Below are 439 nucleotides of genomic sequence, written 5' to 3'. Positions count from 1 at the left end.
CACAGTATTGCGTCAGTTGCGGTTCACACTCCTGCCACGAAAGCAGTTGCTCGCGGAAGTCCGCATAGCTCTCTGAACCCACGACACAGGCATCGCCTGTCTTCAAGTCCAGTGCCAGATGAGGTGGAACCCAAAAACTGGACGGGTGAATAAGCTCTAAACTTCCCACCCATGATAGGAATGGTTATGAGCAAAAACAAACGCAAACAGTACAGTTCTCAATTCAAAGCAAAAGTTGCGATTGAAGCGGTGAAAGGAGAGAAAACCATTGCTGAAATTGCGAGTCAATATAGCGTGCATCCGACGATGATTCACGGTTGGAAACGGCATCTTCTAGCGGGCATGAGTGAGGTGTTTGAGCGCGGTTCCAGCGCCAGCAAAGTGGAGCCAGAAGGGCAAGCCCACCTCGATGAGTTGTATCGACAGATTGGACAGTTGA

Annotated in this window: 1 protein-coding gene; it reads left to right on the top strand. The window is 50.1% G+C overall.

Going from position 1 to position 439, the window contains the following annotated elements; genetic code table 11:
• Positions 1-186 precede the first annotated feature (186 nt).
• The coding region (locus A8707_RS26430; RefSeq protein ID WP_068818922.1) for a transposase at positions 187-439 on the top strand (253 nt) is incomplete at its 3' end.

It is taken from the genome of Phormidesmis priestleyi BC1401, assembly GCF_001650195.1.
Taxonomy (GTDB): Bacteria; Cyanobacteriota; Cyanobacteriia; order Leptolyngbyales; family Leptolyngbyaceae; genus Phormidesmis_A; species Phormidesmis_A priestleyi_B.
Note: the sequence above shows the minus strand (reverse complement) of the source record. Positions and strands in the feature narration are given on the sequence as shown.